The 23,460-nt window shown below is 62.3% G+C and carries 21 protein-coding genes; 15 read left to right on the top strand and 6 right to left on the bottom strand.

From position 1 onward, the window contains the following. Nucleotides 1–72: 72 nt before the first annotated feature. A complete protein-coding gene (locus tag ACTJLC_RS30900; RefSeq protein ID WP_440846220.1) occupies nt 73–1,131 on the bottom strand; it encodes a reverse transcriptase family protein in 1,059 nt (352 codons plus the stop codon). Between the two features lie 755 nt (nt 1,132–1,886). Here ACTJLC_RS30900 and eat point away from each other — a divergent pair. Genes eat through eutC form a run of 3 tightly spaced genes read left to right on the top strand, consistent with a single transcriptional unit; the run spans nt 1,887 to nt 5,522 of the window. After that, nucleotides 1,887–3,290: an ethanolamine permease gene (gene eat / locus ACTJLC_RS30905; protein ID WP_440846222.1), complete on the top strand. Its 1,404-nt coding sequence runs from the start codon at nt 1,887–1,889 to the stop codon at nt 3,288–3,290. A 43-nt stretch (nt 3,291–3,333) separates the two neighbouring features. Beyond that, the gene (locus tag ACTJLC_RS30910; RefSeq protein WP_440846224.1) at nt 3,334–4,728 is read left to right on the top strand and encodes an ethanolamine ammonia-lyase subunit EutB; all 1,395 of its coding nucleotides are present in this window, start codon (nt 3,334–3,336) and stop codon (nt 4,726–4,728) included. Next, nucleotides 4,725–5,522, top strand: coding sequence for an ethanolamine ammonia-lyase subunit EutC (gene eutC, locus ACTJLC_RS30915; RefSeq protein ID WP_440846225.1), 798 nt, complete (start codon nt 4,725–4,727; stop codon nt 5,520–5,522). The genes ACTJLC_RS30910 and eutC overlap by 4 nt, the downstream gene beginning before the upstream one ends. A 5-nt stretch (nt 5,523–5,527) precedes the next feature. On the opposite strand, the gene ACTJLC_RS30920 is transcribed toward eutC, so the two are convergent. Together ACTJLC_RS30920 and adh are read right to left on the bottom strand one after the other, a co-directional pair. Beyond that, nucleotides 5,528–5,923 carry a DUF779 domain-containing protein gene (locus ACTJLC_RS30920; protein WP_440846227.1) on the bottom strand — a complete coding sequence of 132 codons (396 nt, stop codon included), beginning with the start codon at nt 5,921–5,923 and terminating at the stop codon, nt 5,528–5,530. Nucleotides 5,924–5,988: 65 nt separating this feature from the next. Further along, nucleotides 5,989–7,509, bottom strand: coding sequence for an aldehyde dehydrogenase (adh, locus tag ACTJLC_RS30925; protein ID WP_440846229.1), 1,521 nt, complete (start codon nt 7,507–7,509; stop codon nt 5,989–5,991). Between the two features lie 319 nt (nt 7,510–7,828). Between adh and ACTJLC_RS30930 the strand changes: the two genes are divergently transcribed. Next, on the top strand, nt 7,829–8,872 hold the full coding sequence (locus ACTJLC_RS30930; protein WP_310134885.1) for a helix-turn-helix domain-containing protein: 1,044 nt from the start codon (nt 7,829–7,831) through the stop codon (nt 8,870–8,872). On the opposite strand, the gene ACTJLC_RS30935 is transcribed toward ACTJLC_RS30930, so the two are convergent. Continuing rightward, the gene (locus ACTJLC_RS30935; RefSeq protein WP_440846231.1) at nt 8,866–11,274 is read right to left on the bottom strand and encodes a heavy metal translocating P-type ATPase; all 2,409 of its coding nucleotides are present in this window, start codon (nt 11,272–11,274) and stop codon (nt 8,866–8,868) included. The two genes, ACTJLC_RS30930 and ACTJLC_RS30935, sit on opposite strands and share 7 nt — an antisense overlap. Nucleotides 11,275–11,354: 80 nt before the next feature. On the opposite strand from ACTJLC_RS30935, the gene cadR reads away from it, so the two are divergent. From cadR to ACTJLC_RS30965, 6 genes are all read left to right on the top strand, one after another. Continuing rightward, the gene (cadR, locus tag ACTJLC_RS30940; RefSeq protein ID WP_073430373.1) at nt 11,355–11,786 is read left to right on the top strand and encodes a Cd(II)/Pb(II)-responsive transcriptional regulator; all 432 of its coding nucleotides are present in this window, start codon (nt 11,355–11,357) and stop codon (nt 11,784–11,786) included. A gap of 121 nt (nt 11,787–11,907) precedes the next feature. Next, nucleotides 11,908–12,108 (top strand): hypothetical protein, encoded by a 201-nt coding sequence (locus tag ACTJLC_RS30945; RefSeq protein ID WP_073430372.1) that lies wholly within the window; start codon nt 11,908–11,910, stop codon nt 12,106–12,108. 36 nt (nt 12,109–12,144) lie between these two features. Continuing rightward, nucleotides 12,145–13,548: an ATP-dependent RNA helicase DbpA gene (gene dbpA / locus ACTJLC_RS30950; protein ID WP_310134890.1), complete on the top strand. Its 1,404-nt coding sequence runs from the start codon at nt 12,145–12,147 to the stop codon at nt 13,546–13,548. 326 nt (nt 13,549–13,874) lie between these two features. Beyond that, nucleotides 13,875–15,029, top strand: coding sequence for a pyridoxal phosphate-dependent aminotransferase (locus tag ACTJLC_RS30955; RefSeq protein WP_310134891.1), 1,155 nt, complete (start codon nt 13,875–13,877; stop codon nt 15,027–15,029). A 144-nt stretch (nt 15,030–15,173) separates the two neighbouring features. Beyond that, nucleotides 15,174–15,968 carry an ABC transporter substrate-binding protein gene (locus tag ACTJLC_RS30960; RefSeq protein ID WP_073430369.1) on the top strand — a complete coding sequence of 265 codons (795 nt, stop codon included), beginning with the start codon at nt 15,174–15,176 and terminating at the stop codon, nt 15,966–15,968. A gap of 138 nt (nt 15,969–16,106) precedes the next feature. Further along, nucleotides 16,107–16,952 (top strand): AraC family transcriptional regulator, encoded by an 846-nt coding sequence (locus tag ACTJLC_RS30965; protein WP_440846245.1) that lies wholly within the window; start codon nt 16,107–16,109, stop codon nt 16,950–16,952. A gap of 37 nt (nt 16,953–16,989) precedes the next feature. Here ACTJLC_RS30965 and ACTJLC_RS30970 read toward each other — a convergent pair whose 3' ends face one another. Then, nucleotides 16,990–17,577 (bottom strand): LysE family translocator, encoded by a 588-nt coding sequence (locus ACTJLC_RS30970; protein ID WP_440846234.1) that lies wholly within the window; start codon nt 17,575–17,577, stop codon nt 16,990–16,992. Between the two features lie 422 nt (nt 17,578–17,999). Between ACTJLC_RS30970 and ACTJLC_RS30975 the strand changes: the two genes are divergently transcribed. The 5 genes from ACTJLC_RS30975 (at nt 18,000) to ACTJLC_RS30995 (ending at nt 22,656) form a co-directional block, all read left to right on the top strand. After that, nucleotides 18,000–19,163 carry a DUF4382 domain-containing protein gene (locus ACTJLC_RS30975; protein WP_440846235.1) on the top strand — a complete coding sequence of 388 codons (1,164 nt, stop codon included), beginning with the start codon at nt 18,000–18,002 and terminating at the stop codon, nt 19,161–19,163. 51 nt (nt 19,164–19,214) lie between these two features. Continuing rightward, nucleotides 19,215–19,382, top strand: coding sequence for a hypothetical protein (locus ACTJLC_RS30980; protein ID WP_167363294.1), 168 nt, complete (start codon nt 19,215–19,217; stop codon nt 19,380–19,382). A 254-nt stretch (nt 19,383–19,636) separates the two neighbouring features. Next, nucleotides 19,637–20,332, top strand: coding sequence for a phosphatase PAP2 family protein (locus tag ACTJLC_RS30985; RefSeq protein WP_440846237.1), 696 nt, complete (start codon nt 19,637–19,639; stop codon nt 20,330–20,332). A 702-nt stretch (nt 20,333–21,034) separates the two neighbouring features. After that, nucleotides 21,035–21,895 (top strand): glycosyltransferase, encoded by an 861-nt coding sequence (locus ACTJLC_RS30990; protein WP_440846239.1) that lies wholly within the window; start codon nt 21,035–21,037, stop codon nt 21,893–21,895. Between the two features lie 398 nt (nt 21,896–22,293). Then, a complete protein-coding gene (locus ACTJLC_RS30995; RefSeq protein ID WP_440846241.1) occupies nt 22,294–22,656 on the top strand; it encodes a TatD family hydrolase in 363 nt (120 codons plus the stop codon). Between the two features lie 18 nt (nt 22,657–22,674). On the opposite strand, the gene ACTJLC_RS31000 is transcribed toward ACTJLC_RS30995, so the two are convergent. Continuing rightward, the gene (locus ACTJLC_RS31000) at nt 22,675–23,301 is read right to left on the bottom strand and encodes a site-specific integrase (RefSeq protein ID WP_440846243.1); all 627 of its coding nucleotides are present in this window, start codon (nt 23,299–23,301) and stop codon (nt 22,675–22,677) included. Between the last annotated feature and the right edge of the window lie 159 nt (nt 23,302–23,460).

Consider the following 23,460-nt stretch of genomic DNA (forward strand, 5'->3'; position numbering starts at 1 on the left):
CCACGATCGCCGATCGTGGACACGATCTCACTTGATCTACACTGACTCCGACACAACCATCACCACCATGCCTCACGCGCGCGCGAACGGGGAAACGGTCGGGCCGAGTCGCTTACGAAGATCCAGCCGAAACGCACACAGATTCGCCAACGCCGGCGAAGTCGGCGCGCCTTGTGGCAGATGCCGGTTTCGATAGCGTTGCCGTTCCTGCCAGTCGATCCTGTCGCGCACGTCCGGCGCCAGCAGGCGACCACTCGGCACCCGATTGGTACACAGCGCAGTCAGCGCCCGCGCAACTTCCAACGGATAACCCAAAGCATGAATCGCAGAGTAAACACGTCCCGCATGAACCGACGCAAAAAAATCGGTCAGATCGAAGCGAATCACAACCGCTTTTCCAGCGTGAGGCGCCGCGAACGTGACCGTGTTCCTGCCGCGCCGAAAACCATGCACCGCATCGTGAGCGGGAATCCGGTCGAGCAGGCCATGCAGCACTTTCCGCTGCAATTCCCGCAACCGCGACTTGGGAATTTCGATGATTCGACATCGACCGTCGCGTTTCTCTATCGCCTTGTAGGAATAGTGGTGAAGCCGCGTCGTCGCATCGTGAGCCGCTACACGCCAGCGATCTGCAAACCAGTCCAACTCCAGGGGTTCCACATCGAGCCACGCAGCCAGATCGCCGATTGTCGGCAGTTGCGGCAGCGTGACGTCCCGCAACCAGCGCGGAGCAGGTCGCTGAACAGGCGGTCGCGTGAGCACACGAACAATCCGCGGACGGTTCTGGCTTCTCCACGCCGCAACAAAGCCCGCGGTTTCAGCGATGATCTTCGACAGGTGTTTGGCTTCGACGCTGTCCCAGCGCGCGCCAAATCGTTTCTCGACCCGGCGCGCCAATCCGGTCATCCAGTCGGCGGACTCGCCCAATACGCGCGTCATCCGCTCGACCATCGTGGCCGGATCGGCAGGCCCGGCGAGCATGGCGTCGGCGATCGCGTAGGTGACGACTTGCAGGGAAGATTGGGGCATAGAGCAAAGGAGGGCGGGACGGCAGTCAACGCGTCTTGTGCTGCGTGAGCGTATTTGCGCAACGCGCAACAACGGGCTCATGCGACGAACTGCGGAGGTCATTCTGATCCACGGGGTAGCCCCGTAGTGCCCGGAACGTATGCGGCCCGAACCGGGGCAAGCTTGACCAACCGTCCCGCGACGCGACGATAAGCGACGGGCTCGCAGCTTGTCAACGCCTTGGTAGTGCGAACATTTTTGCGATAAACGCACCGGCGCTGCGGCGCATGAATCGAGGGTTTGCGCCAAAGCCTTTCCTCCTTGGCCGCGCCACACAAAGCCGTCCAACTTATCCACAGTCCCCTCTGGACAACTTTTGTAAAAGCCGCCTGACACGTTGTGGGCGAAACCTTGATAAGGCCGCGGCCTCGCCGGACGGCACAAAAGTTTTCCCTGGCTGCGCGTCGCTGTCCGCAGGCGCTTCGCAGGGTTATCGATTCCGCAGGCTTCTGATTCGAAAACGAAGTTTCAGGTTATCCACAACCGCATCCCATGCTTGTTAACTATTACTACGTATACATATACAAAGACTATAAAAACCAGAGAGACATCCGCGAAGCCCGCTGCACAAGCGGGCACCGAGCAGGCAAAGCGGCGTACAAGGCATCAAACCAGACGTTCGGCAAAACATCACCCGCCCATTCAATCCTCGCCAAACAGCCCCGCAGTTAAGCGCCCACTGATATAAACCCCGCGAAAATTTGCCGAATTTCGATAACACCTCGATTAATGGCTCACTACCATCGGCGGAAGCCTGTCCGCCCATGCACCGCAAAGCCTTGCGGCGTCGAGCAAGCGGCACCCTCAGGAGAGTCCCGATGAAAACAGAGTCCAGCAGTCAGCACGTCGGTAAGGTCACGCATCACGAGTTGAAGCAGACGCTCGGCACGTGGCAATTGTGGGGAATCGCGGTCGGCCTCGTCATTTCCGGTGAGTATTTCGGCTGGAGCTATGGCTGGGCGAGCGCGGGCACGCTGGGCTTCGTCATCACGGCGGTCTTCATCGCCGCGATGTACACGACCTTCATTTTCAGTTTCACCGAACTCACCACGTCGATTCCGCATGCGGGCGGCCCGTTCGCCTACGCGCGGCACGCGTTCGGCCCGACCGGCGGTTATCTGGCGGGCGCGGCGACCCTCGTCGAATTCGTGTTCGCTCCCCCGGCGATCGCATTGGCGATCGGCGCCTATCTGCACGTGCAATTTCCGGGTCTCGAGCCGAAGCACGCGGCGATGGGTGCGTATCTGATCTTCATGGCGTTGAATATCGTCGGCGTGCAGATCGCCGCGGCCTTCGAATTGTGCGTGACGCTGCTCGCGATCTTCGAGTTGCTGGTGTTCATGGGCGTGGTGTCGCCGGGGTTCCAGTGGTCGAACTTCACGAAAGGCGGCTGGGCCGGCGCGGATACCTTCAGCATGGGCTCGTTCCACGGCATGTTCGCGGCGATTCCGTTCGCGATCTGGTTTTTCCTTGCGATCGAAGGCGTCGCGATGGCCGCCGAGGAAGCGAAGAACCCCAAGCGTTCGATTCCGATCGCCTATGTCGCCGGCATCCTGACGCTGGTGGTGCTCGCGATCGGCGTGATGGTGTTCGCCGGCGCGGCGGGCGACTGGACCAAGCTGTCGAACATCAACGATCCGCTGCCGCAAGCGATGAAGTACATCGTCGGCGAAAACAGCGGCTGGATGCATATGCTGGTGTGGCTCGGCCTGTTCGGACTCGTCGCGTCGTTTCACGGCATCATCCTCGGCTATTCGCGGCAGATTTTCGCGCTGGCTCGCGCGGGCTATCTCCCGGAGTGGCTCTCGAAAGTGCATCCGCGCTTCAAGACCCCGCATCGCGCGATCCTGGCGGGCGGCGTGGTCGGCATCGCCGCGATCTATAGCGACGAGCTGATCCAGTTCGGCGGTCAGACGCTGACGGCGAACATCGTGACGATGTCCGTATTTGGCGCTATCGTGATGTATATCATCAGCATGATGTCGCTGTTCAAGCTGCGCCGCACCGACCCGAACATGGAGCGCCCGTTCCGCGCGCCGCTGTTTCCGTTCTTTCCGGCGTTCGCGCTGGTGGCCGCGGTGATCTGTCTCGGGACGATGGTCTACTTCAACTTTCTGGTGGCCGTCGTGTTCGCGATCTTCCTCGCGCTGGGCTACGTCTATTTCCTCTTGACGCGCCATCAACGCGAAGCGGCGCCGACGGACGCCTTGCTGGAAGAGTGACGAATCGAGCCGCTGTGCGAGCAGCGGCGATGGAGTCGTAAAGATGAGCTATACGGAGACGATCGGCAGCCGCGCGTATCGCTTTGCCGATCTGAAAACATTGATGGCGAAGGCAAGCCCGCAGCGTTCCGGCGACCAGCTCGCCGGCGTCGCGGCGGCGAGCGAGGAGGAGCGTGTCGCGGCCAAGATGGCGCTCGCGCAGGTGCCGCTGCGCACGTTCCTGAACGAAGCGCTGATCCCGTACGAAAGCGACGAAGTCACGCGTCTCGTGATCGACGATCACTCGCAAGAGGCGTTCGCCGAGATCGCGCATCTGACGGTGGGCGACTTCCGCAACTGGCTGTTGAGCAGCACGACCGACGCCGACGCGCTCACGCGCATCACCGCCGGTCTCACGCCGGAGATGGTCGCGGCGGTCTCGAAGCTGATGCGCAACCAGGACCTGATCGCGGCGGCGCGCAAACGTCCGGTGATTACGCGCTTTCGCAACACGGTCGGTTTGCCGGGGCACATGTCGGTGCGCCTGCAGCCGAATCATCCGACGGACGACGTGAAAGGCATCGCCGCCTCGATGCTCGACGGTCTGATGTACGGCTGCGGCGACGCGATGATCGGCATCAATCCGGCCAGCGACAGTCTCGGCGCGATCACCAAGCTGTTGCTGATGATCGACGACTTCCGCCAACGCTACCAGGTGCCCACGCAATCGTGCGTGCTCACTCACGTCACCAACACGATCGCCGCGATCGAAAAAGGCGCGCCGGTCGATCTCGTGTTTCAGTCGATCGCGGGGACGGAAAAAGCGAACGCCGGTTTCGGCATCTCGCTCGCGCTGCTGCAAGAAGCGTATGAAGCGGGACTGTCGCTGAAGCGCGGCACGGTCGGCAACAATCTGATGTATTTCGAAACGGGCCAAGGCAGCGCGTTGTCGGCGGACGCGCATTTCGGCGTCGACCAACAGACCTGCGAAGTGCGCGCCTATGCGGTGGCGCGCAAGTTCAATCCGTTTCTCGTCAACACGGTGGTCGGTTTCATCGGGCCGGAGTATCTGTACGACGGCAAGCAGATCACGCGCGCGGGTCTGGAAGACCATTTCTGCGGCAAGCTCTTGGGCGTGCCGATGGGCTGCGACATCTGCTACACGAATCATGCCGAAGCCGATCAGGACGACATGGACAATCTGCTCACGCTGCTCGGCGTGGCGGGCATCAACTTCATCATGGGCATTCCGGGTGCGGACGACGTGATGCTCAACTATCAAAGCACCTCGTTCCACGACGCGCTTTACGTGCGCGACGTGCTCGGCTTGCGCCGCGCGCCCGAGTTCGAAGCGTGGCTGGAGTCGATGCGAATCACCGACGCGCGCGGCGCGCTGCTGAGCGCATCCACGCAACAACCGCTCCTGGAAGGCGCGCGCGACTGGATGGGCATAGCATGAGCGACTTCCTCGAAAAGAACCCGTGGAACGCGCTGCGCCAGTTCACCAACGCGCGTATCGCGTTGGGCCGCGCGGGCAACAGCTTGCCAACCGCGCCGTTGCTCGCGTTCAACCTGTCGCACGCGCAGGCGCGTGACGCCGTGCATCATCCGCTCGACACCGACGTGCTGCACGAACAATTGCGCGCGCAGAACTTCAAGACATTGGACGTGCATAGCGCCGCGCCGGATCGCGAGCATTACTTGCGGCGTCCCGATCTCGGCAGGCGGTTGAGCGACGAAAGCCGCGAGGCGCTGAAACAGCTCACGGTCGATTCGCCCGAGGTCGTGTTCGTGATCGCCGACGGCCTCTCGGCGTTCGCAGCGTCGAAGCAGTCGATTCCGCTTTTGCAAGCCGTCTGCACGAAACTCACGGATTGGAAGATCGGGCCAGTGGTGGTCGCACGCCAGGCGCGCGTCGCGCTCGGCGACGAAATCGGCGAGTTGCTCGGTGCAAAGCTGGTGGTCATGTTGATCGGTGAGCGGCCAGGCTTGAGTTCACCCGACAGCCTCGGCATCTACCTGACCTACGCGCCGAAAGTGGGTTGTAGCGACGCGCAACGCAACTGTATTTCGAATGTGCGTCCCGAGGGTCTCGACTATCCGGCGGCCGCGCACAAGTTGCACTACCTGCTCATGCATGCAAGGCGCCTGGGCGTCACCGGCATCGGCCTGAAAGACGATAGCGACGCGCTGCTCGCGAGCGCAGCGGCAACGCCCTCGATCAGCGACGCGTCAAACTCGAGCGCTGAATAAAACAATCAGGCATCCGCCCGCGCGACCGGATGCTTTGCGAGCCACGCGTTCTCGTCGTCCTCGAAAAGCCGCGAGCGCGTCAAGAGCCGTAATCCGCTAGGCCGTTCCAGCGAAAACATGCCGCCATTGCCGGGCACCACGTCGATGATCAATTGCGTGTGCTGCCAATATTCGAATTGCGAGTTGCTCATGTAAAACGGCACGCTGGCAATCGTTCCGAGTTTGACATCGGACGAACCCACCATGAATTCGGCTTGCGGAAACATCATCGGCGCACTGCCGTCGCAGCATCCGCCGGATTGGTGGAACAGTACCGCCCCGTGTTCGGCGCGCAGCTTGTCGATCAGTTCGACCGCGGCGGGCGTTGCGATTACGCGGGCGACTTCCTTCTCATCAGCCATCACATGTCCTCGCTAAAAAGAAGCGAGCCGCGCAAGGCGGCCCGCTAGAACGTGAGCGCTACCGCTTAGAAGAAACCGAGCGGCTTCTCGCTATAGCTCACGAGCAGGTTCTTGGTCTGCTGATAGTGGTCGAGCATCATCTTGTGATTCTCACGGCCGATGCCCGATTGCTTGTAGCCGCCGAACGCCGCGTGCGCCGGATACGCGTGATAGCAGTTGGTCCATACGCGGCCCGCCTGAATCTGCCGGCCGAAGCGGTAGGCGCGCGTGCCGTCGCGTGTCCAGACGCCGGCGCCCAGACCGTAGAGCGTATCGTTGGCGATTTCGAGCGCTTCTTCCTCGTTCTTGAACGTCGTCACCGAAACGACCGGGCCGAAGATCTCTTCCTGGAAGATGCGCATCTTATTGTGGCCGCGGAATACGGTCGGCTTCACGTAATAGCCCTTGCTCAGTTCGCCGTCGAGCTGATTGCGCTCACCGCCGATCAGACATTGGGCGCCTTCCTGCTTGCCGAGATCGACATACGACAGGATTTTTTCCAGCTGTTCCTGCGAGGCCTGCGCGCCGATCATCGTCTTCGTATCGAGCGGGTGCCCTTGCGTGATCGCGGCGACGCGCTTCAATGCGCGCTCCATGAAGCGGTCGTAAATCGTTTCCTCGACCAGCACACGCGACGGACACGTGCACACTTCGCCCTGATTCAGCGCGAACATCGCGAAGCCTTCGAGCGCCTTGTCGAAGTAGCTGTCGTCCTGGCTCATCACGTCGGCGAAGAAAATGTTCGGGCTCTTGCCGCCGAGTTCGAGCGTCACCGGAATGATGTTCTGGCTCGCGTACTGCATGATCAAACGGCCGGTGGTGGTCTCGCCGGTGAACGCGATCTTCGCGATGCGTTTGCTCGATGCAAGCGGCTTGCCGGCTTCCAGGCCGAAGCCGTTCACTACGTTCAGCACGCCCGGCGGCAGCAGGTCCTGGATCAGTTCGACCAGCACGAGAATCGACGCGGGTGTCTGCTCGGCCGGCTTCAACACGACGCAATTGCCGGCGGCAAGCGCGGGTGCGAGCTTCCACACCGCCATTAGAATCGGGAAATTCCACGGAATGATCTGACCGACCACGCCGAGCGGTTCGTGAAAGTGATAGGCGACGGTGTCGTCGTCGATCTCCGAGATCGAGCCTTCCTGCGCGCGGGCGCAGCCGGCGAAATAGCGGAAATGATCGATCGCGAGCGGAATGTCCGCGGCCATGGTTTCGCGCAACGGCTTGCCGTTGTCGATCGTTTCCGCGACCGCGATACGCTGCAGATTCGCTTCCATCCGGTCGGCGATGCGGTTGAGGATGTTCGCGCGGTCGGTGGTCGAGGTCTTGCCCCATGCAGCTTTTGCGCGATGCGCGGCGTCGAGCGCGAGTTCGACATCGGCTTCACGCGAACGTGGGATCGACGTGAACGGCTCGCCGGTGATCGGCGACACGTTGTCGAAGTACTCGCCGCCCACCGGCTTGACCCATTCGCCGCCGATAAAGTTCGCATACTGCTTTTTGTACGGGAATTCGGTGGTCAGAAACTGCATCTCTGCGTGATTCATCAGTGTGCTCCTCACATGTTTAACGGGCTCTATTCGGCGCGATGTTTCGCTGGGCCGCAACAGCGTAGAGCCAGAAGTGTGCCAATGCACCGCACTGGTGAGCCGTGCACGCGCAGCACGCACTCGCACCCGACATGACGGGTTGCCCCGTTCAAGCGGAGACAGGTGAACGTATCGTTTCGGATCAACGCCCGCGGCGCTGTTCATGAAATGAACAGGCGGCGTGGCTTGCGTGGACGCGCGTGCAAGCGGATCGCCCAATCCGTTCGGCATGGGAATTGCCTTGTTTTCGCCGATATTCCGTTTTCGCCGATCCGGTATGACGATTGAAGCCCATCCCGAGAGCCTGACAGGTTCAACGCTCGCGCAGCAGCCCAGCTTCTGCGTGCAGACTTGCGTCGCTCACGATGCCGACGAGCAGGCGCGCAACCTGCACGGCTGGCATCAGACCTACGACCAGTTGACCGCCGGCCGTTTTATCGGCGGACTGACGGAGTTATGTCTCGACGATATGCAGGTGTTCGTCGAGACGACCAGCCATACGCTGCGGCAAACCTGCGAGGTGCGAAAGGACGCGTACTGGTTCGGCATTCCCACGTGCCCCGCCGGCTCGGGACGTATCGACGCGCAAGTGATCGCGGGCGATGCGCTCGCATTCCGTCCCGGCGGGATCGAATTCGAATTGCTGACCTCGGCGGGCTACGAGATTTTCGGCGTGGTGGTGAAGGGCGAAGTGCTGCGCCGCTATGCGGCTGAAGTGGAGCGCATCGGTTTGGCCGAGCATCTGCCGAATACGGCGGTCGTGCCGATCGGCCTGCCGCGCAAGGAGCGGTTGTGCGCCTCGCTGCGCCAGCTTCTCGACGACGGAGCGGCGCGCGGCACGCCGCTCTCCACGTTGGCGCGCGGCAACTTGCAGGCGTCGGTGCTCGCGTCGCTGTTCGACGTGGGCGCATTGCCTGGCGGCGAGCCGCTGGCGATGCCGGCGCGTGCGCGTCGTCAGTCGATCGTTTCCGAAGCGCGTGAGTATGTGCTCGCCAACCGCGAGCGCGCGGTCAACGTGCCCGAGTTGTGCGAGCGCCTGCACGTGAGCCGGCGCACGCTGCAATACTGCTTTCAGGACGTGCTCGGCATGGCGCCCGCCATCTATCTGCGCACGATTCGCCTGAACGGCGCGCGGCGCGATCTGTGCAATGCGTCGCGTGAATCACGCTCGGTGCAGGATGTCGCGGCGACGTGGGGCTTCTGGCATCTGAGCCAGTTCGCCACCGATTACCGGAAGCTTTTCGGCGTGCGGCCGTCGGATACGTTGAAGGCCGGGATCGGCGCGTTTCAAACCACGGCGAGTCGTTCGTTCGCTCACTGATCTGACTGGCGCAGCAGCCGCAGCCCGTTCGCCACCACCAGAAGACTCGCGCCCACATCGGCGAACACCGCCATCCACATCGTGCCGAGGCCCATCACCGTCAGCACGAGGAACACGCTCTTGATGCCGAGCGCCAGCGCGATGTTCTGCACCAGCACCGAATGCGTCGCCTTCGACAGACGGATGAACAGGGGAATCTTGCGCAGGTCGTCGTCCATCAGCGCGACGTCGGCGGTTTCGATCGCGGTGTCGGTGCCCATCGCGCCCATCGCGAAGCCGATGCTGGCGCGCGCCAACGCGGGCGCGTCGTTGATGCCGTCGCCGACCATGCCCACTGTCGCGCCGTCCTTCGACCACTGCGCCACCGCGTTCAGCTTGTCTTGCGGCAACTGATCGCCGCGCGCTTCGTCGACGCCGACCTGCTGCGCGATCGCCTCGGCGGTGTGCGGATTGTCGCCGCTGAGCATCGCGGTACGCACGCCGAGGCGGTGCAGATCGGCGATGGCGGCGCGGCTCGTCTCCTTCACCGTGTCCGCGACGGCGAACAGCGCGAGCACGCGTTCGGCGCCGGCCAGCATCACGACGGTTTTGCCCTGGCGTTCGAGCGCGTCGAGCCGCGCTTCGAGCGATGCCGAACAGCGCCCAAGCTCTTCGATCAGGCGATGATTGCCGAGCCAGTACGGCGTGCCGCCGATGTCGCCACGCACGCCGCGTCCCGCCAGCGCCTCGAACGCATCGACGGTCACGCTCATCACGCCGCCTGTCCTGGCCGCCGCCGCAATCGCCATCGACACGGGATGGTCCGAGCGGCCAGCGAGACTCGCCGCGAGCGTCAGGCAACGGGCCTCGTCGAGATCCGCGAGCGTTTCGAATTCGGTCTGCACCGGCTTGCCGTGCGTAATCGTGCCGGTTTTATCGAGCGCGAGCCGGCTCAGCTTGCGGCCCTGCTCCAGAAAGGCGCCGCCTTTGATCAGAATGCCCTTGCGGGCGGCCGCGGCGAGGCCGCTGACGATCGTCACCGGGGTCGAGATCACGAGCGCGCAAGGGCAGGCGATCACCAGCATCACCAGCGCCTTGTAGACCCACTCGCGCCACAGCCCGTCGAGAAAGAGCGGCGGCAGCACCGCGACGGCGAGCGCGACGCCGAACACGGCCGGCGTATAGACCCGTGCGAACCGATCGACGAAACGCTGCGTCGGCGCTTTGCTGGCTTGCGCTTCCTCGACCGCGTGAATGATGCGCGCGAGCGTCGTATTGCTGGCCGAGGCCGTCACCCGATAATCGAACGAGCCCGCCTGGTTGATCGTGCCGGCGAATACGGCGTCGCCCGCTGCCTTGTCGACCGGCAGGCTTTCGCCGGTGATCGGCGCCTGATTCACGCTCGAGCGGCCCGCGGCGATTTCGCCGTCGAGCGCGATCCGCTCGCCCGGTTTCACGCGGACCAGCGCGCCCAGTGCGATCGCTTTCAGGTCCATCGAGCGCCAACTGCCGTCGGGCTGCCGCACGCTCGCCTGTTCGGGCGTGAGTTGCATGAGGCCCTCGATCGCATTGCGGGCGCGGTCCAGCGACTTGGCCTCGATCAGTTCGGCAATCGTGAAGAGCACCATCACCATCGCGGCTTCAGGCCATTGGCCGAGGATCAGCGCGCCCGTCACCGCAATGCTCATCAGCGCGTTGATGTTCAGGTTGCCGTTGCGGATCGCGAGCCAGCCTTTCCGGTAGGTCGTGAGGCCGCAAGAAGCGATGGCGGCGAGCGCGAGACCCGCGGTTAGCCACATCGGCGCGCCGAGCCAACCGACGGCCTCTGAGCCCGCCGCGGCGACGCCCGCGAGCGCGAGCGGCCACCAGGGCTTCGACGGTACGTGAGAAGCAGCGGCGGGCGTGGTGTCCGCGTCGTCGTTCGCGAGTTCGGGCGTGAAGTCGAGCGAGCGCAGCGCGGTGAGAATCGAGTCGAGCGCCTCCGGCGCATGCACGACCGTCAGCACGCGCTGCATCAGGTTGAAGTCCATGCCGCGCACGGACGGCATGCGGCTGAATTTCTTGCGGATCAGCGCTTCTTCGGTCGGACAATCCATCTGCATGATGCGGATCGCGGTGCGCACGTCGCTGCCGACGATTTCCGAACGAGGAAGCGGAGACGGCGGCGCGAGTGAAGCCGGCGCGGGGACGCAGCAGCCTGCGGCGACGTGGTTGTGAGCTTGTGCATTGCCCTGGCTGTGGCCGTGATCGTGCGTCTCGTGATCGTGTCCGCGACATTCGCCTGTCGCATGCGCGTGTTTGCGGTTCGGCTCACCGTCGACTGCCACCGGCTGGTGGCCGCAGCTTGCGCCGTGTTCATCGCCATCCGCACGGGCTTTCGGCTGTTCATGGCGGTCGGCTTCGGCGTGATGAGCGTGGGGCATAGGTGGCTTCCTGGTTCGATTTGTGGTCTAGTAAACACCTTGAAGCCACTACAAGGTCAAGACCGCCACCCGGAGGGTCCATGAAAATCGGCGAACTGGCGAAAATCGCCCATTGCACGACCGAAACCATCCGCTTCTACGAAAAAGAAGGCTTGTTGCCCGAAGCGGAGCGCACCGAGGCTAATTACCGCAGCTATACCGCGAGGCACGTCGAGCGGTTGCGCTTCATCCGCAATTGCCGCGCGCTCGACATGACCCACGACGAGATCCGTGCGTTGCTGCTTCTCACGGACGCCCCGGCGAACGGCTGCGGCGGCATCAACGATTTGCTCGACGAGCACATTGCGCACGTCGACACGCGCATCGAGGAATTGACGCAGTTGAAAGCGCAGCTCACCACGCTGCGCGAGCAATGCCACGGTGAACAGGCCGTCGAAGACTGCGGCATCGTGCAGGGCCTCAACGACATGGACGTGAGCGCGACGCGGGCACGGCATACGCATCTGGGTTGAAGCGCGCGGCGCGTGAGCGGCGGCAACCACGGCAACCGCGGCGGCGACCCAAACCTCATTCACGGCCAGGCCGTTCGTGCGGCCCGTCCCATAGACAATCGAATCCAGTTGGAGAATCAACGTGTTTACCTGTAGAAACCAGTCCTGCGGCGCGCAATGGGAGCAGTCGGACGTCGTCATCAAGAACGAGGGCCAGGGGCTCCTGTTCCGTTGCCCGATGTGCGGCGCGCGCAATTACGTCGAACGTTTCGACGCGGACGATGGCTCGGTGCTGTACGAGCAGATCGAAGGCCGTCCCTCCCCCGGCCCGATGGCCGTTTAGTCCCCAGCCTTCAGTCGATAGCGAGTCATCACCTCCATGAACAGTCCCACCACCGCGGGCGCGCCGTTTAGCCAACTGGCGCTGCCGCCCGCGACGCTCGCCAACCTCACGCAACTCGGCTATGTCGAGATGACGCCGATTCAGGCCGCGAGCCTGCCCATCGCGCTCGCCGGCCACGATCTGATCGCGCAGGCGAAAACCGGCAGCGGCAAGACCGCGGCGTTTTCACTGGCGCTGCTCAACCGCCTCGACGTGCGCAACTTCGCCGTCCAGGCGATGGTGCTGTGCCCGACGCGCGAGCTCGCCGATCAGGTCACGCAGGAAATCCGCCGCCTCGCGCGCGCCGAGGAAAACATCAAGGTGCTGACGCTGTGCGGCGGCACGCCGATGCGCCCGCAAACGGCGAGCCTCGAACACGGCGCGCATATCGTGGTCGGCACGCCGGGCCGCATCATGGACCACCTCGAGCGCGGCAGCCTGCCGTTGCAGTCGCTCAACACGCTGGTGTTCGACGAGGCCGACCGCATGCTCGACATGGGTTTCTTCGACGACATCGCGACCGTGGTGAAGCAATGCCCGAAAGAACGGCAAACGCTGCTGTTTTCCGCGACGTACCCCGAAGGCATCGTCAAGCTGAGCCAGCAATTCCTGCGTCACCCGAAAGAGGTGAAGCTCGCCGAGCGGCACGACAATACGAAGATCCGTCAGCGCTTTTATGAAGTGACCGAGGACGAGCGTCTGCATGCCGTCGGTTTGCTGCTGAATCACTATCGTCCGGTAAGCACGCTCGCGTTCTGCAACACCAAGCAGCAGTGCCGCGATCTGCTCGACGTGCTGCGCGCGCAAGGTTTTCATGCGCTCGCGCTGCATGGCGAACTCGATCAGCGTGAACGCGACCAGGTGCTGATCCAGTTCGCAAACCGCAGTTGCTCCGTGCTGGTCGCCACCGACGTCGCGGCGCGCGGGCTCGACATCGCGCAACTGGAGGCGGTGATCAACGTCGACGTGACGCCGGACCCGGAAGTGCACGTGCACCGCATCGGCCGCACGGGCCGCGCCGATCAGGAAGGCTGGGCGCTGAGTCTCGCGAGCATGAACGAGATGGGCCGCGTGGGCAGTCTCGAACAGGCGCAAAAGCGCGACGTCGAGTGGCACAAGTTGTCCGAACTCAAGGCGGCAAGCAACGAACCGCTGTTGCCGCCGATGGAAACGCTGCAGATTCTCGGCGGCCGCAAGGAAAAAATCCGCCCCGGCGACGTGCTCGGCGCACTGACCGGCGAGGCCGGTTTTGCCGGCTCGCAGATCGGCAAGATCAACGTGACGGAAATGTCGACGTATGTGGCGGTGGAGCGCAGCGTCGCGCGCGAAGCGGTGCGCAAGCTCAGCGCCGGCAAGGTGAAGGGCAAGAAGGTCAAGGTCCGCATGATGGACGACGCCTGACAGCCGGGGGCGGTCCGGTTGTCGAGGTTGCCGAGGCTGCGATCGGTCCCGGTCGCGGCCTTGAGCATCCGCATCACATTACTTCATACCTGCGCTGTTTTCCGCGTTGCTCCAGCGGCCTCAATTCCTCCCCGAAAGCCCAAGCCCATTGGCCTCGCCGATGCGGCACGCCGTCTCGCTTGCCATGACGTAAACGCATGCCGCGCATGACAAAGTTTCGATTGTGACGATTCTTTGGCTGATGCCTAATCACCGAACCGGACGGAACCGCCGCGCAGTCGGCTGTGCGCGAACCCGCCGCCGGATGGAGAAAGGGAGAAAGTTTTATGCAGAGCGCCATGCAAGCCCGCTCGAAATTGCCTGACGTAGGCACGACGATTTTTACCGTGATCGGTCAACTGGCCGCGCAATACGACGCGCTGAATCTGTCGCAGGGCGCGCCGAATTTCGCGCCGGACGCGAAACTGGTCGACGGTGTCGCTCAAGCCATGCGCGCCGGTCACAACCAGTACGCGCCGATGGCCGGCATCGCCGCCTTGCGCGAAGCGCTCGCGGACAAGGCCGAAACGCTGTACGGCGTGCGCTACGATCCGGCCAGCGAAGTGACCGTGATCGCGAGCGCGAGCGAAGGGCTGTATTCCACGATCAGCGCCTTGGTGCATCCGGGCGACGAAGTGATCTACTTCGAGCCGTCGTTCGACAGCTACGGACCGATCGTCCGCCTGCAAGGCGCGACCCCGGTTGCGATCAAGCTCTCGCTGACCGATTTCCGCGTGAACTGGGACGAGGTCGCCGCTGCGATCACGCCGAGGACGCGCATGATCATCATCAACACGCCGCACAATCCGACCGCGACGGTGTTTAGCGAGGCCGATATCGCGCGCCTGAAGGCCGTAACGCGCAACACCGATATCGTGATTCTCGCCGACGAAGTCTACGAACACGTGGTGTTCGACGGCGCTAAACATCAGAGCATGGCGTGCGATGCCGAACTCGCGGCGCGCAGCGTGATCGTCTCGTCGTTCGGCAAGTCGTATCACGTGACCGGTTGGCGCGTCGGCTATTGCCTCGCGCCCGCCGCGTTGATGGACGAGATTCGCAAAGTCCATCAGTTCATGGTGTTTTCCGCCGATACGCCGATGCAGTACGCGTTCGTCGACGCATTGGCGAATCGCGACAGCTATCTCGGCTTGTCGGCGTTCTATCAGAAGAAGCGCGACCTGCTCGCGCATGCGCTCAGCGATTCGCGCTTCGAATTGTTGCCGAGCGAAGGCAGCTTCTTCATGCTCGCGCGTTTTCGCGGTTTCTCCGACGAAAGCGATAGCGATTTCGTGCTGCGCCTGATTCGCGATGCACGCGTTGCGACGATTCCGCTGTCGGCGTTCTATACCGATGGCACGGATTCGGGTTTGATCCGCCTGAGTTTCTCGAAGGACGACGCGACGTTGATCGAAGGTGCGCGGCGTTTGTGCGAGATCTGATTAGCGACATCTCATGCGCGGCTGCATGGGAAGAGAAGGCCGCATTTTTTGACCAAAGTATGATCGTCGCGAGATGACGCCGCAGTGACGCCAGGCGCGTTGCCCGACGGCGCTACAACAACATCGAAGAGAAAGGGACCAGCCATGAAATTGCTCAAACCGCTATTGGCGCTGACGTGCGCATTCACGTCGCTTGCGGCGTCGTCGGTCGCGATAGCCGCCGACACCTCGACGCTGCGTTTCGGACTCGAAGCGCAGTATCCGCCGTTCGAATCGAAAGGCCCGAACGGTGAATTGCAGGGGCTCGATATCGACGTCGGCAATGCGGTATGCGCCGCCGCGCATTTGACCTGCAAATGGGTCGAGACCTCGTTCGACGGTTTGATCCCCGCGCTGCAAGGCCGCAAGTTCGACGCGATCAATTCGGCGATGAACGCCACCGAGCAACGCCGCCAGGCCATCGATTTCACCACCGTCGTGTATCGCGTGCCGACGCAACTGATCGCGCGGCGCGACAGTGGTCTGCTGCCGGCCGCCGAATCGTTGAAGGGCAAACGCGTCGGCGTATTGCAGGCGTCGATTCAGGAAACCTTCGCGAAGACGCATTGGGAATCGGCGGGCGTCACCGTCGTGCCGTATCAGGACCAGAATCAGGTTTATACGGACCTCGTCGCGGGCCGTCTCGACGCGACGCTCGTGCTGGCGCCGGCAGGTGAGACGGGTTTTCTGTCGAAGCCCAGCGGCAAGGATTTCGCGTTCGTCGGCAAGCCGGTGCGCGACGACAAGATTCTCGGCAGCGGCATCGCCTACGGGATTCGCAAGGGCGATACGGCGCTGCGTGAGCAGCTGAACGCGGCAATCGCCAAGGTGCAGGCCGACGGTACGGTGAAAACGCTGGCCGCGAAATATCTCGGCAATATCGACGTGACGGCGAAGTAGTTTCGCCGCACGTTGCGGTGCGCCGCGCCGCATGCGTTCTCCTCCAGTTCGCTTGTTGACGGTGCGTTTGACGGCTACGATACGTGGGCTTCGCCGCGGCGAGGTCTGCTTGAGAACCGGAGAGCGCATATGAACGAGATGAGCGGAGCGGCGACGGCTGCAATCCACACCAAAAGCGCTCGTGCGCCGAAGTTCTGGCGCAGTGACGCGCTGCCGTTCATCGAGGCGCGTTCCATCGACGACGGCCGCGAAGTCTGCTACGCCAAACATTCGCATGAAACGTTTTCGATCGGCGCGGTTACCGGCGGACGCAGCGTATACGTGAATCGCCGCGCGCGCGAATGGATCGGCGCGGGCGCGGTCGTCATGATGAATCCAGATGACGTGCATGCGTGCAATCCGGTGGCCGGCGAGCGCTGGTCGTATCGAATGCTGCATGTCGATGTCGCGTGGCTCAACCGGCTGCAGCACGAACTGGGCTTCAGCGAGAATCACGCGTTTCGCGCGTTCTCGCAGACCATGACGATTGACGCCGCATTGTTCGACGGCTTGAACCGGCTGTACGGGATTCTCGTCGACGGCACGGCCGAAACCATGCGCAAGGAAAGCGCGGCCGTCACGTTCTTCTCTGAAGCACAACAGAAGCTGAACCCGGCGCCCTTGCCCGATCACGACACGAGCCTGCAACTCTCGCGGGCGGCGGAATTCATCGCGGCAAACTGCACGCATTCGCTAAAACTCGAGGACGTCTGCAAGGTCGCTGAGTTGTCCGCCTCGCATCTGATCCGCGCTTTTAAACAGCGCTACGGCATGACGCCGCACGCGTATCAGATCAATCGGCGTATTCAGTACAGCCGCGCGCAACTCAGGCGCGGTCGTCTGATCGCGGAGGTCGCGCTCGACGCGGGTTTCGCCGACCAGGCGCATTTGCAGCGCACCTTCAAGCGGTTGGTCGCGGCCACGCCGGGGCAATATCGCAGTTGAGGCACGCGCCCCGCATGCGGGCGCCTGACCTGGCGCATCACGCGGCCAGCAGATACAACGCGCTGGCCGCAAGCAATGCCGCCATCACACGATTGAACAGCCTGACGCTTTTCGACTCCTGCAAGTAGCGTCGCAGGAACGCGCCGGCATAGGCCCAGCTCGCAATCGACACGTAGCAAATCACGAAATACACGACGGTGAATTGCCACACGAGCCGACCATCGCCGTCGGCCGCATAGGCGCCCATGCCGGCGAGCGACGCGAGCCATGCTTTCGGGTTGAGCCATTGCATGGCCGCGCCGTACATGAACGACGGGCCGCGCGACGGTTTATCCGCGCCCAACTGGCCGCTATCGACGGCGAGTTTGTAGGCCATATAAAGCAGGAATGCGACGCCCGCCCATTTGACCGCGCTGATCAGAGCGGGGACATGCGCGAGCAGTTCATGCAGGCCCAGGCCGATGAGCAGAAGCAGCAAGGTGAAGCCGACGGTCGCGCCGGTAACGTGGCGCATGCTCGCGGCGAGTCCGTGCCGGGCGCCGGCGCTGAGCGCGACGACATTGACCGGCCCCGGCGTGATCGACGAAGCCAGCGCGAAAGCAGCCATGGAAAGTAACACGGTCATCTGATGCCTCGATACGTGAGTGCGCGGGATTGGCGACGCTCAACGGTAGCGGGCAACAAGACGGACTGTATTGAAGGAAATTGCTTTTCAGCGATGGCGGCGCGCGCAGCCGATGCCGCCAGCCAACAGGGCGTGAAATTCTTTGTAACATGCGGCGCGCGCCGACGCTCGTCAGACCTCTGCAAATTGTGTGCACGGCAGGAAAGTTGAGCGGACTTCGTGATCAGGCGACCAGCGGCGGACTGTGGCTCGTCACGTCGCCAAGGACCGGGACATTGCACGCGGTGAGAGCGTGGGCGCCGAAGTTGCTGCGCTGCGCAAGCGCGGAACGCTCGCGGACAAGTTACGCTTCGTTGCAAATTCTAAAAAGGCCGTGCCCCCCTTTTTGTATCCTTCATTCACAAAAACTTGGGGGAACAAACATGAAAACGATACTTAAGGCATGCATCGGTTTGCTGGCTATTCCAGTCATGCTGGCCGGATGCGGCGGAGGCGATGGAGGTTCAGGCGGTGCGGCCGGCACGCTTCATGTGGCCATGACAGACTCGCCGTCCTGCGGGTTCGATCACGTTTACGTGACGGTCTCGAAGGTCCGGGTCAATATGAACGCGCAGGCGGGTGACAGTGACGCCGGTTGGTCCGACGTGACGCTGGCAAGCCCGCAAAAAATCGATCTGCTTTCACTCACCAACGGCGTGCTGGCGGATCTCGGACAGACCGCGCTACCCGCTGGGCAATACCAGCAAATCCGCCTCGTCCTGGCGCAAAACCAGGGCAACACGCTCGCCAATTCGGTGGTGCCCACCGGTGGCGCCGAGCAGGCACTGGCAACGCCGAGCGCGGCTCAGAGCGGCTACAAGATCATCCGTCCGTTCACCGTTCAGCCGAATACGCTTGTCGACCTCGTGCTCGATTTCAATGCGTGTAAATCGGTCGTGCAGAAGGGTAACGGCTCCTACAGCCTGAAGCCGGTCGTGACCGCCACGCCCACGGTGGTGAGCGGGACGATCTCGGGCTACGTGGCGCCGGGGCAAGCAGGTGCGGCCGTGTACGCCGAGCAGAACGGCCAGGTCATCAAAGGCACGGTCGCCGATGCCAACGGGCAGTTCATCTTGACGCCGCTGGTGCAGAGTTCGACGAACGGTAATTACGATGTCGTGATCGTCGAGAACAACTTCGCGACGGGGATCGTACGATCCGTGCCGGTCGTGGTGAATTCGTCGACGGCTGTTTCGACGTCGGGCGCGCCGATCACCTTGCCTGCTTCGATCATGCGTACGGCTAGCGGCACGGTGACGCCGGTGAGCGCTCAGGCAATCGTCAGGGCCTTGCAGTCGGACGGTGCCGCGACGTACGAGATCACGTCGTCCAACGCGAATCTGGATACGGGCGCGTATCCGCTGAACCTGCCGGCTGCGGCGCCGCTTACCGGAACGTACTCGGGCAGCCTGCCGGTCGCGCTGGCAGCGGTGCCCGCGTCGGCGGGGATTTACACCGCGGAAGCCGATTCGATCACTGGCGCGACGCAATCCGCGGCGGTCAACGTGACGACGACGAATCAGGCGAACGTCAACTTCGCCTTCTAATAATCAACGAGTGCAGTCGGGAGGGAGCGTGCTCCCTCCCTGGAGAGAAACATGACAAGAATGATGTGTATCTGGATCGCAAGCGCGAGCTTGCTCGGGGGATGTGCGCTGTATGTGCCGGATCAGCCGGGTGTGGTGGTGGTGCCGCAGGGTGGCCATCAGGGCGGGCCGGGCAATGGCTTCTGTCCGCCGGGACAGGCGAAGAAGGGCAACTGCTGAGGAAACAGGTGACGGCCGCGCAATCAACCTGCGCGGCCGATTTCCGATCCGTGGCTTATTCGAGCTCACGAGAGATCCGCGCGATTCCATTGGCGGGATCGCGCTTCCCCGAATAGAACGGCGTGCCGTGCGGGTTTTGACGGCGCGTCTTTTTTGCTTCTTAAGGGCATGCAAACCCCGACAGACGGCATCCGCATCGGAAGATGTGGCCGCCCTCGCGGGAAGAAATCGACATTCGAAGTGGATGCGTTGAGATGAACAGTTTCGATACGGCGGTGCAGGTTTTCCTCACGCAACACGCTTTTCAGTCGGCGACGATCAACCACATCATCAGGGTGATTGCGGGTCAGGCCAGTTTCAAAGGCTTCGTGCTCGTCCCCGTGTTGTGGTGGATGTGGTTCGGCCGCAGCGAGCGCACGGGGTGGAAGCGCGAGATGATCATCGCGACCGTCGCGAGCGGCCTCGCCTCGCTCGCCGCGGGCCGGCTCCTCGCCGCCTCATTGCCTTTCCGCGAGCGGCCGCTTTATGACCCGGACCTGCATCTGAACTTTCCGGCGGTTGGTCTGCAAGACGCGATCGTGCGCACGTGGAGTTCATTTCCTAGCGATCACGCGATGCTGTGGACGGCTATCGCAACCGGAATCTTTCTGATCAATCGGCGCGTCGGCACGCTTGCGCTGCTGTATACGGCGGTTTTCATCTGCCTGCCGCGGGTTTATCTCGGACTGCATTATCCGACCGACGTACTTGCCGGAATGGCGCTCGGCATGGTCTCGACTTATCTCGCCACACGGGACGCCGTGAGGGTGCGTTTCGCCGCGCCGATTTTGCGGCGGATGCAGATGTTTCCCGCGCCGGGATATACGTTCGCGTTTCTTTTGAGCTTCGAACTCATTACGCAGTTTGATGATCTACTGCTGTTCGTGCATGCGGGGTTGAAGGTGTTGTGATGATGGAGCGCGAGACCGCGGATAACGATTTCTAAACCGCCGCGCACACGAAAATGCGGATGGGTTCATCTCCGGCGGTTGCCCCAATAATCAAGAGTTTGGTAACCTCACCGGTAATCGCCGCGGCACATTCAAGAATGCCGGGACCGGGCCGATAATAAAGTAAGATCAGTACCGATCTCACCCATGGTTTTCTGCTGGGACGCGTCGGCGGGAAGTCCAATATCCCGCCATGCGGCAGCCCCGAATGGATCAATAGACGGCGGGTTCTCCAATAACAACTACACACCGATGATTAGCGGCCCCGGTTGCGAGAACTTCAAGAAACACGAGTGCATGTCCAATATCGAATCTCCACCTGAGAACCACCAACGTATCCGCGTTCTCTTCCACATCACGGATTTCAACGACGGCGGTATCGAATCTTCGCTGATCCAGTGGCTGAGGATTCTCGATCGAACCCGCTTCAAAGTCTCGCTATCGGTGATGCACACGTCGCCGGCATTCGAAAATCGCTTTCGCGCGCTGATCCCGCCCGATGTGGACGTGGAAGTCCTCGTGGATCGTCCGTGGCTCGGATATTTCCAGTCGAAGCGATATGGGCGGCGTCTCGGCAAACTGGGGCGCATCGCGCGCGACGTCCACAATACGTTGGCGGTGCGTCCGCATGTGGCAAAGCGGGCGGCACGGCTTGCGCATGGCGTGGACGTTATCGTCGACTTCGACATGTCCTTGCGTCGGCTTTCCGGCCGCTTCGACGTCGCGTGGCTGGGCGTCAACCACTTCAGCTTCGACGCGCGTCTCGGCGGCCGGCATCGCAAGATCCAGCGTCTGCTGACCCAGTACCGGCGTTATCACGGCGTTGCCGCGTTGAACCAGCATATGGCCGACGAGGCGGCGCGGATTTTCGAGGGCAAGTTGGAGCGAGTGATTGTCTTGCCGAACGCCATCGATATTGAATCGATCCACGAGCGCGCCTCGGCGCGCCAAGGCGACATTCAGGTGACGCCCGATGGCGCGCCCTACATCGTTTCCGTCGCGCGTCTCGATGAGGTTCAGAAGGATCATCGAACGCTATTGCGCGCGTATGCCGAACTGGCGCGGCGAGGTACCGTTGCCGAGCATCTGGTCATTGTCGGGAACGGCGCCCATCGCGAGGAACTGGAGAGCCTGGCGCACGAACTGGGTGTGCGCGAACAGGTGCATTTCGCGGGCCAGCAAGACAATCCGCACCCCATCGTGGCAGGCGCATCCTTACTGGTTTTGAGCTCGAAATACGAGGGAATGCCGATGGTGTTGCTGGAAGCCCTGGCAATCGGCAAGGCAATCGTCGCGACCGATTGCCCGACCGGGCCGCGCGAGATTCTCGATGGTGGAAGAGCCGGCGCTCTCGTGCCGGTGGGCAATGTCCGTGCGATGGCGGATGCGATCGAGCGGCTGTTGACGGACCGCCGGACTCGCGAGGCATTGAGCGCTCGGGCCCGGACGCAGGCGGCGCATTACGGTATCGAGGAGAGTAATCGCAGGCTGCTGTCGTTTCTCGAGGCGGTGGGGGCGGCGTAGGCGATCTGAAGATGGACCGCGTTTGCCGGTTTTGCTGGAGACGCGCCTGGCGGGTGAGTCTCGGCCTATAGGCTTGTTGGTCTGGCTTGGCTGGAAATGCCCTCACCTTTTCGTCCCTTTCGACAGGTATACGGAAAGCAAAAAGCCCGGTCACGAGGACCGGGCTTTTTGCTTGATATCTTTGGTGGGGCGTGAGTGACTCGAACACTCGACCTACGGATTAAGAGTCCCGCTCCCCGCAATTAGGTATCGACATAAAGCGCGGTCAAATCAATGACTTGCATCGGTGGCCACCACTTTAACTGGCTGCGCTTTTCGTTCTATTCGCGGCAATTTCTGCCTACTTTGGTCAAGTTTTGGTCAAGGTGCCTGTCCGCCTTCTTACTTAGTGAGTTGCGATGGCGCCGGTGTTACCGCGCCTGCCGGCAGCAAGTCGTTGGGCAGAGATTTCCTGCGTTCGCATCCTTCACTGGTTCTCGGGCACTCAGCGCGAACTCGCCCGCGCAGTCGAAATGGGGTGTTGGTTCTCCGTGGGAGCAGCCATGTTGCGCGGACGAAAAGGCCGGGCGCTTGCCGAGAGGATGCCGCCCGACCGCGTAGTGACAGAGACCGATGGTCCGTTTGGCGCAACGTCTGGGCGCGCACTAGAGCCAGCAGAGTGCGGCGTCGCGATCACCGAACTAGCCTCGCTCTGGGGTCTTGGTGAAGAGGACACCAAGCGCCATATTCTGGAATCGTTCCGAGAGCTTGTGCGCATCTAGGTTCTTATTGATTGCCACTCAAGCACGCAAATTCTTAGATAGCCAGTCGTTCCACAATCCGGGTGAATAGCGCAACGCCCGTAGATCCAACCCAGCATAGCGCAAGCGCGGCAGGACAAGCTCGGCGAATTGCGCAGGCGTGTATTTGGCTTTGTAGCGGGAAGCACCCATCGATTCGGGTTTGTGTCCTATCCATTCGTCGATCTGAACAGGGTTGGCGTCGTTGGCGTGAAGAGCCGTCTCGACCGTATCGCGGAAACTGTGGAACACTTTCCGCCGTGGTTGGTGAACGCCCACCTCGGGCAGGTGTTTCTCGTTGAAGTCGCGGCTAATGTATTTCTCGCGCTTGCCCATTGAGTCCATCGGCAGATGAGGAAACAGCCTCGCCCCGCCCACGCTGCGAACGTCCTCGATGTAGTCGAGCAAGCCGACGCGGAGCAATTCGGGGTGAATTGGGATCGTTCGCGCCGAGTCGGCGTTCTTCGTGCGCGTCGGATTCGCGCCCCGCGGGTCATGGACGACGCGCAAGCAGGTAATACCATCGACCGGCTCCAGGTCTTGTAGACGCGGTTGCGCTATCTCTTTCGCCGGGGCGCCCGTGAACAAAGCGATAAGCGGCGCCCAAAATTGATGGGGACGCTTCAATTTGTTGTATCCCTGGATAGCGTCAAGCAGGACGTCCGGTTAGAGGTGGCCTCGCTCGTTCGGACAGTTTTCTGAGATTTTTAAGTGGAACGTCCGGGGCGGTCATGCTGCCAATTTGATCGCAGGCAGCGTCGCGAAGTATGCCTCATCCGGCGTGCG

Source organism: Paraburkholderia sp. 22099, from assembly GCF_052045835.1.
Classification (GTDB): Bacteria; Pseudomonadota; Gammaproteobacteria; order Burkholderiales; family Burkholderiaceae; genus Paraburkholderia; species Paraburkholderia terricola.

Bases quoted from the DNA above. Each gene is read 5' to 3' on its own strand.
- ACTJLC_RS30910 (WP_440846224.1), top strand. From the start codon at position 3,334: ATGAGCTATACGGAGACGATCGGCAGCCGCGCGTATCGCTTTGCCGAT.
- ACTJLC_RS30980 (WP_167363294.1), top strand. From the start codon at position 19,215: ATGACAAGAATGATGTGTATCTGGATCGCAAGCGCGAGCTTGCTCGGG.
- eutC (WP_440846225.1), top strand. From the start codon at position 4,725: ATGAGCGACTTCCTCGAAAAGAACCCGTGGAACGCGCTGCGCCAGTTC.
- cadR (WP_073430373.1), top strand. From the start codon at position 11,355: ATGAAAATCGGCGAACTGGCGAAAATCGCCCATTGCACGACCGAAACC.
- ACTJLC_RS30965 (WP_440846245.1), top strand. From the start codon at position 16,107: ATGAGCGGAGCGGCGACGGCTGCAATCCACACCAAAAGCGCTCGTGCG.
- ACTJLC_RS30975 (WP_440846235.1), top strand. From the start codon at position 18,000: ATGAAAACGATACTTAAGGCATGCATCGGTTTGCTGGCTATTCCAGTC.
- ACTJLC_RS30900 (WP_440846220.1), bottom strand. From the start codon at position 1,131: ATGACCTCCGCAGTTCGTCGCATGAGCCCGTTGTTGCGCGTTGCGCAA.
- adh (WP_440846229.1), bottom strand. From the start codon at position 7,509: ATGAATCACGCAGAGATGCAGTTTCTGACCACCGAATTCCCGTACAAA.
- ACTJLC_RS30935 (WP_440846231.1), bottom strand. From the start codon at position 11,274: ATGCCCCACGCTCATCACGCCGAAGCCGACCGCCATGAACAGCCGAAA.
- ACTJLC_RS30995 (WP_440846241.1), top strand. From the start codon at position 22,294: ATGGCGCCGGTGTTACCGCGCCTGCCGGCAGCAAGTCGTTGGGCAGAG.
- ACTJLC_RS30955 (WP_310134891.1), top strand. From the start codon at position 13,875: ATGCAGAGCGCCATGCAAGCCCGCTCGAAATTGCCTGACGTAGGCACG.
- ACTJLC_RS30930 (WP_310134885.1), top strand. From the start codon at position 7,829: ATGACGATTGAAGCCCATCCCGAGAGCCTGACAGGTTCAACGCTCGCG.
- ACTJLC_RS30985 (WP_440846237.1), top strand. From the start codon at position 19,637: ATGAACAGTTTCGATACGGCGGTGCAGGTTTTCCTCACGCAACACGCT.
- ACTJLC_RS30920 (WP_440846227.1), bottom strand. From the start codon at position 5,923: ATGGCTGATGAGAAGGAAGTCGCCCGCGTAATCGCAACGCCCGCCGCG.
- ACTJLC_RS30960 (WP_073430369.1), top strand. From the start codon at position 15,174: ATGAAATTGCTCAAACCGCTATTGGCGCTGACGTGCGCATTCACGTCG.
- dbpA (WP_310134890.1), top strand. From the start codon at position 12,145: ATGAACAGTCCCACCACCGCGGGCGCGCCGTTTAGCCAACTGGCGCTG.
- eat (WP_440846222.1), top strand. From the start codon at position 1,887: ATGAAAACAGAGTCCAGCAGTCAGCACGTCGGTAAGGTCACGCATCAC.
- ACTJLC_RS30970 (WP_440846234.1), bottom strand. From the start codon at position 17,577: ATGACCGTGTTACTTTCCATGGCTGCTTTCGCGCTGGCTTCGTCGATC.